Annotated in this window: 5 protein-coding genes; 2 read left to right on the top strand and 3 right to left on the bottom strand. The window is 39.8% G+C overall.

From position 1 onward, the window contains the following. Positions 1–422 precede the first annotated feature (422 nt). Entirely contained in the window at positions 423–707 is a 285-nt protein-coding gene (locus H6G79_RS19085) for a hypothetical protein (protein WP_190592667.1), read from the top strand. A gap of 136 nt (positions 708–843) precedes the next feature. On the opposite strand, the gene H6G79_RS19090 is transcribed toward H6G79_RS19085, so the two are convergent. The 3 genes from H6G79_RS19090 to H6G79_RS19100 all read right to left on the bottom strand — a co-directional run bounded on the left by H6G79_RS19090 (position 844) and on the right by H6G79_RS19100 (position 4,980). After that, positions 844–2,037, bottom strand: coding sequence for a catalase (locus H6G79_RS19090; RefSeq protein ID WP_190592666.1), 1,194 nt, complete (start codon positions 2,035–2,037; stop codon positions 844–846). A 240-nt stretch (positions 2,038–2,277) separates the two neighbouring features. Further along, entirely contained in the window at positions 2,278–3,915 is a 1,638-nt protein-coding gene (locus H6G79_RS19095) for a peroxidase family protein (protein WP_190592665.1), read from the bottom strand. A 54-nt stretch (positions 3,916–3,969) separates the two neighbouring features. Then, a complete protein-coding gene (locus H6G79_RS19100; RefSeq protein ID WP_190592664.1) occupies positions 3,970–4,980 on the bottom strand; it encodes a DUF2235 domain-containing protein in 1,011 nt (336 codons plus the stop codon). A gap of 369 nt (positions 4,981–5,349) precedes the next feature. On the opposite strand from H6G79_RS19100, the gene H6G79_RS19105 reads away from it, so the two are divergent. Next, positions 5,350–6,618: an FAD-dependent hydroxylase gene (locus H6G79_RS19105; RefSeq protein ID WP_190592663.1), complete on the top strand. Its 1,269-nt coding sequence runs from the start codon at positions 5,350–5,352 to the stop codon at positions 6,616–6,618. The last annotated feature ends 268 nt before the right edge of the window (positions 6,619–6,886 follow it).

Genomic DNA, 6,886 nt, shown 5'->3' on the forward strand with positions numbered 1-6,886 from the left:
GTTTTGTTTGTAAGTTACTGATGAGATGTCCATTCTCGCTAAGTAATTAGCTTCAAGGTTACTCCGGCTTTAGTCTTCTCAACTTCCAAGATGTTTATTTGTTTTCATCTGCATTTTAGAGGAGACTAATCAGCCATTTCTCTAAATAAAATTTTCCAGGAGGCTACAGTATTAACTCTAAAATCTAACCTTTTGTCCAAATCCTAGATTCTTCAACAGATAAATTTCAAATTTATTTTCCTAATTTGTTTTTTATACTATGTTGCCCTGTAGCATATAGTAACTGCTGTGAAAAACGGCAGTTTTTTTATACTGATCAAATTTCTCAAATTCACACAAAATCCATATCAAAAACAAGCAAATGACATAAGTAACTGGCATATTTAAATCATCAACTCATCGAGCAGAAATTAGGAAATACGATGAAAAACCTCATCAAAGTTTTAGTCTTAGCTTTGGCAGTTTCTTCACCTCTGGCTGTGATTACACCTGCTGTTCATGCGGAAACTACATCTACTACTAAAACAGCACCTTTAGCTAAAATAGATACTAGTAAAACTCATCACAAAGCAGCTATCACTAAGAGCAAGAGTCAGGTAAAATCAGGCAAACATACAAAACACTTAAAGCATCACAAGCATCACAAGCACACTGCTACAAATTTAACTAATAAATCTAATACTGCTGCTAACAAGGCTCACAAATAACAGTTCTACATAGATTTATATCTTCTCAATTTTCTGGATAAATAATTAATCAGGGTGAAACTCGCTGTTATCTGTAGATAACAGCGAGATTTTTTTGTAATTACTAGTTTTACTAGTTTTACTAGTTTTACTAGTTTTAAACTTTTGTCTCGCTGGTCGGTTCTTGATATTTGACTCCCCGTTTTGTATGACGGGAATTAGCCACAATCGGATACACAACAGAACGTAAGCGATTAATTGCACCAACAGGACGATGAACAGCTAAACCATTTCCTGGCGAAAATCGGAGATTTTCACCAAAGTCATTTTCTAGGGGAGAATTGACTTTTTGATGTTTAACCGTTAGACGACCAATTGTAAAAAAGGGTGATTCTTCTTCACTCCAAATAATGGTGGAATCATCAACAGACATTTCTGGTTTAGTTTGAAATTGAATTTGGAAATCCCAAGTATATTCTGCATCTGGCTTGGCTAAAGCTTGCATAATATCTTCTCGGTAATAGTTATCCTCTGCACCAGAAGTTTTAACACGTTGAAGCTCGCTTTCTGGTCTTGACTCTAGAGGTAGGGGTTGATGAGGTGCTTGACTAGAAACTGGAACAAACCCATATTTAATGACTGCTGGGTATTCTACAGGAACTCGACCTACTTGGGATGGATCAAAATCTGATTTGAGTCCCACAGCATAAGCTGAAGCACTCCAATAGCGTTCTGTGAGTAAACTTTTAGGAAACCGTTTGAAACTGGTTTGTAAAAGAGTGGCTTCGTAGGGATGTAACTTGAGCCAAATTAGCACCAACAACCTAAAAAGTGGAAACAACCCGGCTCGATAAATTGTCAAAAAGAAGCTGTAGAAGTCTTTAATAGTTCTTACAAAAAAGACATCATGATTATGAACAATAATGTCATGGGTGTGTAACTCATGACTGTGGGGTATTCGTTCTCCTTCTACACCTATAATTTTAACTGCCATCGAGCGTGTATCGCCTTCATAATCATTTTTGACTGAAAATGCTCCACTGGCAAATCTTAACCACACCGGATATTGTTTTGCTTGAGCAAATAAACCTTGTTTGAGGGAAATTCCGTGAATTTCAGCTTCAGTTAATGCAGTGCGTTGACGCAATTCTTGTTTAATCGCTGCTTCATCAAAGTCAAAAATTTCTAAAGTACCTTGAACAGCCGCGTGGGTTTTAGAGTGAGTGTCTCGCTTGGCGATTTTCTGCTTTTCACCTTTGTACAGATTATCCATATTCTTTTTGACTAGCTCACTCATCAAAGCACAGTATTTAGCTTCTTCTTGTTCTGGATATTCAGTAAATAGTTTCATTTTGCAGTTGCTAGATAAGTAGAAGAATTAAATTAAAACGTAAGAATTCAGCACCGAGGAGTCAGAATTCAGAATTTAGAACTATCTGTAGGATTAGCAAATTAATTCATCAAATATTTTTCCTTATTCTTTAAACCTTCTGACTCCTGAATACTTACATTAAAACATGAGAGTTTTAGATCCCCGACTTCTCAAAGAAGTCGGGGATCTGTTTGTCTCTATCAATCAAACTCAAATGGGCTATGCTTTGTGCAGATCAAAAGTAACTTTATACTTTTTACCTGATGACGGAACGTTGCGATTTACTAAATCTGAGACGGTGTTGGTAGTTTGATAGATTTCCCAACCGATAGGCGAAAGCGTATCTTTATTGAAGATTTTCGGTGATAGTAAAGGATTGGTCAGAGCTTGGGAAAAAGCATCAATCCCAATTAACCTTGCGACTAACGGAGGAATCGTAGAATTTTGTCGCACATCTTCTGAGTAGAGTCCTACAAAGAATTCAATATTATCAACATGACCATAGAATTCTTTGAGTTTTTGTTGAGTAAATTCATCACCAGTAATTTGATCAAAGCTGGTGACTCTGGGGAAACCACACAATTCTCGGTAATCGTTGTAGCTGGCTAATTGTAGTTCTCTGCCGAGTCTGATGGAAGGTAATTCAGCTAATTCAACTAAGATATCAGGCGTGTTGAATAAACCAATTCTTGTCCCTGCTTGCGAACAAGTTTCTTCCATTAATGAGCCTAAACCCTGGTCAATTAATATTTTATTGTTCCAGAGAGTTTCGACAACATGAGTTGGTTTACCGTTACAAACAAATTTTTCAGGAATTGCACTATGCCAACGATAAACAAAGTCAAATTCAATGGCCATGTGATTGGTACGATACCAACTTTCTTTAGTAAAAGCTTCTGGATCAGCAAATAGCTTAAAGTGATAAGGAGTGATGTGGTTGATGTACTCTTCCATAATAATTTTGAGAATAATTGCCATAAGAATATTTCTGGCGGTTTGGAAGAGACGTTCATCATCCCAATCAGGATAATTCTTGGATAAGACATCACACAGACGATTGTGTTCGCGCAGACAAAGAACATTCAGCATGACATAGCCAATTTGGACATTGGCTCTTTCTACTCCCATCGCAAACATATATTGTTTTTTATCGGCTGGCTGTCTTTTTTCATCATTGATGGGTTCATAAAGACCAGCAAATTGAGAGTCTACTATACCTTGTGCTGGGTCAGAATAATAAAATAGGGGGTATTCTTCTTCTACTCCGTCTTGGCGTTTGAGTTTTTGAGTTTTAAATTTACCACCTTCAAAGCTTCTTAAAAGATGCGTTTGTTTTCTGGTTAAACCATAAACATTACACAAGTCAATTTCATGGTTGGATGTATTTTTTAATTTGTTGTGATGATCGATGCGGAGGAAACTATCGGTAAACCACTGTACCCAATAGGGAAACAGCATAGTTGATTTGCTAGAGTAAATGGTTTGACCGTCTCGTTTGCGGAATAAAATAGCTAGGTCTTCAACTTTGGGAAGATTTTCCGGCGTGTTGAGTTTGGGATCTGGTGGTAAGTGTCTGCCTGTATAGGTGCGATCGTTGAGTGATTCCCAGGAAGTATAAGTATCAGTTTTTTTCGCTCTGTCTGTATCAGGAATATGCTTATCTAGTGTCATCGTACTGTAGGGATTGGGGCGAGTGGGAATTTTGTAGATGAGACTATTGAGCAATGCTTTATTTACTTTCCGTTTAATAGATTCATTACTTTGAAGTAATCCCCAAATTCCTTTAAAATGGGTTAAAACAAATGTTTGAATTTTGTTGTTTAAACCATCTCTGGATGTGTCTCTTTTACCAGCCATAATACTTACCTCTGTATTGATTACAAGTAAAAACAAAAATGCCTAAATTGGAATTTAGTCTAATAGTTTGGTAATAATCTTTTGTAAATTTTTGGGGCGATAGTCTTGGCGAACTTTTAAACGGTTGATTGTGCTGTCGTGTAGTTCTTCAATTGCGTCGCCGACATCCCGCAGCTTGATTCCTGCCAATTTAAAGAATCCAGGGTCATTCTTAAATTCGCATTTATAATTGGGGTTGATCCCTGTGGGAATGACGTTTGGATCAAATTCGAGTCCCAGTCCTAAATCACCAACGGAATCAATCATCCACTGTAAGGCTGCATCAGATAAGCCGCTATGTTCTTCAGTTCCACCACCAACGCAACCATGTTCACCAGGAAACCATTTTTGAATTACCCGTTGGTTTTCGGCTTCAGGGTGGGGTTTCATGGGGGTGACATCAAAGATTTCCCGAATTTCATCGATCGCCATTGCGTGCAGTGCATTTTGGATATCTTTGTTTAAAGTGGTGTCGTGGAATCTGTAACGCTGATTCAGTTGGTCGTGAACTTTTTTGAAGGCGGCTAACCCAGGAATCCCCAGCGCCCCAACGGTGTCAAAACAACCAATTAAAGTGATCGGAACGCGATCGCCATATTTGTTCCGATAATCTACAGCTTCTTTATCTTTGGGCTTGACATTGCGTTTCCGATAAAGTTCGTACGCTTCATGGGCTTTGGTGATATGTGGTCGGTCTAGCAAACCTGAACAATAAATCATTCCCGCTAGACTTCTGACTGTATAAGCACCACGACTAAAGCCAAACAAATAAATTTCATCACCAGGAACATAGTTCAGCACCAGAAATCGATAGCAATCTTCGATATTTCTATCAATTCCTAATCCTGTTGCTCCACCTAAAATCTTTTGATTTTCAGTACCAATTCCCTCATCATAAAATACAATCTGCGGAACTCCGTCATTTGCAGTTGGTTTCACTGATTGAGCCAGTTTCACAACATTGCTGGGGTAGGCATTTGTTAACTGTTGCCAAGTTCCATCACAACAAATTACAAGACGTTTCATTATTCTGTTTTCAGGTCATAAAGTAGTTTTAGCCCAGCCAAAAAATGTCAAACTTCAACTCATAATTTATAAGTTAAATTAAGACTTTTTGCGTATGGTAATTATGTTTTTTTAGTAACCAAAATTACCATAAGCTAGACTACAAATACTTTATTAATCCAGCAAGTATTTGTACAATAAATTTACTTTCCCTCTCCTTGAAGCGGACAGTTAAGACAGTTAAGACATTTAAGCCAAGTAAATTAGTTAGAAAAATTCATGAATTACTGAGTTATTTTGATGGCAGGATTGAGAGTTTAGGTTTTAACTTGCTCTATTGGGGGCGATCGCGTAAGAATAATAGTTAGGATTGCTTAATTTCTCTTAACAATGGCGCTAACGCAGTTTACTCAAACTATTTCCCCCCAGCAACCCGCAACAGACAAACGGGGGTATGACTATGATTTGGTGATTGTCGGCGGTGGAATTGTTGGGTTAACCCTAGCCGCAGCTTTGAAAGATTCTGGTTTGAATATCTTGCTAATTGAGGCGAAGGTAACATCAGCATCTGTAGCCAAAGGCCAAGCTTATGCAGTGCATCTGCTATCGGCGCTGATTTACCAAGGTATTGGCATTTGGGATAAAATCTTACCCCACATCGCCAAATATCGTCATGTGCGGCTTTCGGATGCTGACTATCCTGATGTGGTGGAATTTGACGCGGCAGATATTGGGAGAAGTTCGCCAGAGTTGGGTTACGTGGCTGAACACCAAGCTTTGTTACAGCCATTGCAAGAATTTGTCCAGAAATGTCCGAATGTGAATTACCTTTGTCCGGCTGAGGTGGTGAATACACAGCATCAGCAGGATATAGTGGCAATCGATATCAAGATTTCTGAGCAGACATACACAGTCCGCAGTAAATTATTGGTGGCGGCGGATGGATCGCGATCGCCAATTCGCCAAGCGGCGGGAATCAAAACTCATGGCTGGAAATATTGGCAGTCTTGTATAGTGGCTTTTGTCAAACCAGAAAAACCCCACAACGATACTGCTTACGAAAGATTTTGGCCGAGTGGCCCCTTTGCAATTTTACCTCTGCCGGGGAACCGTTGCCGCATTGTCTGGACAGCCCCTCACGAAGAAGCGAAGGCTTTGTGTGCTTTGGATGATGAGCAATTTTTGGCAGAACTGAGCCGCCGCTACGGTGATCACATGGGTAAATTGGAGTTACTTGGCGATCGCTTTGTCTTCCAAGTCCAACTGATGCAAAGCGATCGCTATGTCCTCCCCCGTTTGGCATTAATTGGCGATGCAGCCCACAACTGTCACCCCGTCGGCGGACAAGGCTTAAACCTCGGTATCCGCGATGCAGCCGCCCTCGCCCAAATTATCCAAACAGCCCACAAAAAAGGCGAAGATATCGGTAAAATTCAAGTCCTCAAACGCTATGAACGCTGGCGGAAACTGGAGAACCTGACAATTTTAGGGTTCACCGATTTGTTAGATAGAATGTTTTCTAACCAAATCCTACCTTTGGTAGCGGTGCGGCGTTTGGGTTTATGGTTGATGCAGCGCGTTCCAGTGTTAAAGGTATTCGCGCTTAAATTGATGATTGGCTTAAAGGGGCGGACTCCGCAATTAGCACAACGGTTTTAACAATCCAGTCTATAACTTGATTTTGGGAATGCGATCGCACTGGGAATAATAGCTGAAGTATAGCGGTTCTTACTTGCTTGTAATACAGTTGGAACCCCACCCCGCATTTGCTGACGCAAACGCTCCCCTCCCCGCTTGCGGGGAGGGGTTGGGGGCTGACAGGTGTAGGTTTTTTACAATTAGGAGGAGTTAAAGCAGAAGAAATCGTCAACAGGAGTAGAAGGAAAAGAACTCCAGCGATGAAGATGAATCGGAAGGTGATTGAGAA

This window comes from Anabaena sp. FACHB-83 (assembly GCF_014697485.1).
GTDB lineage: Bacteria > Cyanobacteriota > Cyanobacteriia > Cyanobacteriales > Nostocaceae > Nostoc_B.

Excerpts from the sequence above, each read along its gene's own strand:
- H6G79_RS19085 (WP_190592667.1), top strand. The coding sequence starts at position 423 with ATGAAAAACCTCATCAAAGTTTTAGTCTTAGCTTTGGCAGTTTCTTCA.
- H6G79_RS19090 (WP_190592666.1), bottom strand. The coding sequence starts at position 2,037 with ATGAAACTATTTACTGAATATCCAGAACAAGAAGAAGCTAAATACTGT.
- H6G79_RS19095 (WP_190592665.1), bottom strand. The coding sequence starts at position 3,915 with ATGGCTGGTAAAAGAGACACATCCAGAGATGGTTTAAACAACAAAATT.
- H6G79_RS19100 (WP_190592664.1), bottom strand. The coding sequence starts at position 4,980 with ATGAAACGTCTTGTAATTTGTTGTGATGGAACTTGGCAACAGTTAACA.
- H6G79_RS19105 (WP_190592663.1), top strand. The coding sequence starts at position 5,350 with ATGGCGCTAACGCAGTTTACTCAAACTATTTCCCCCCAGCAACCCGCA.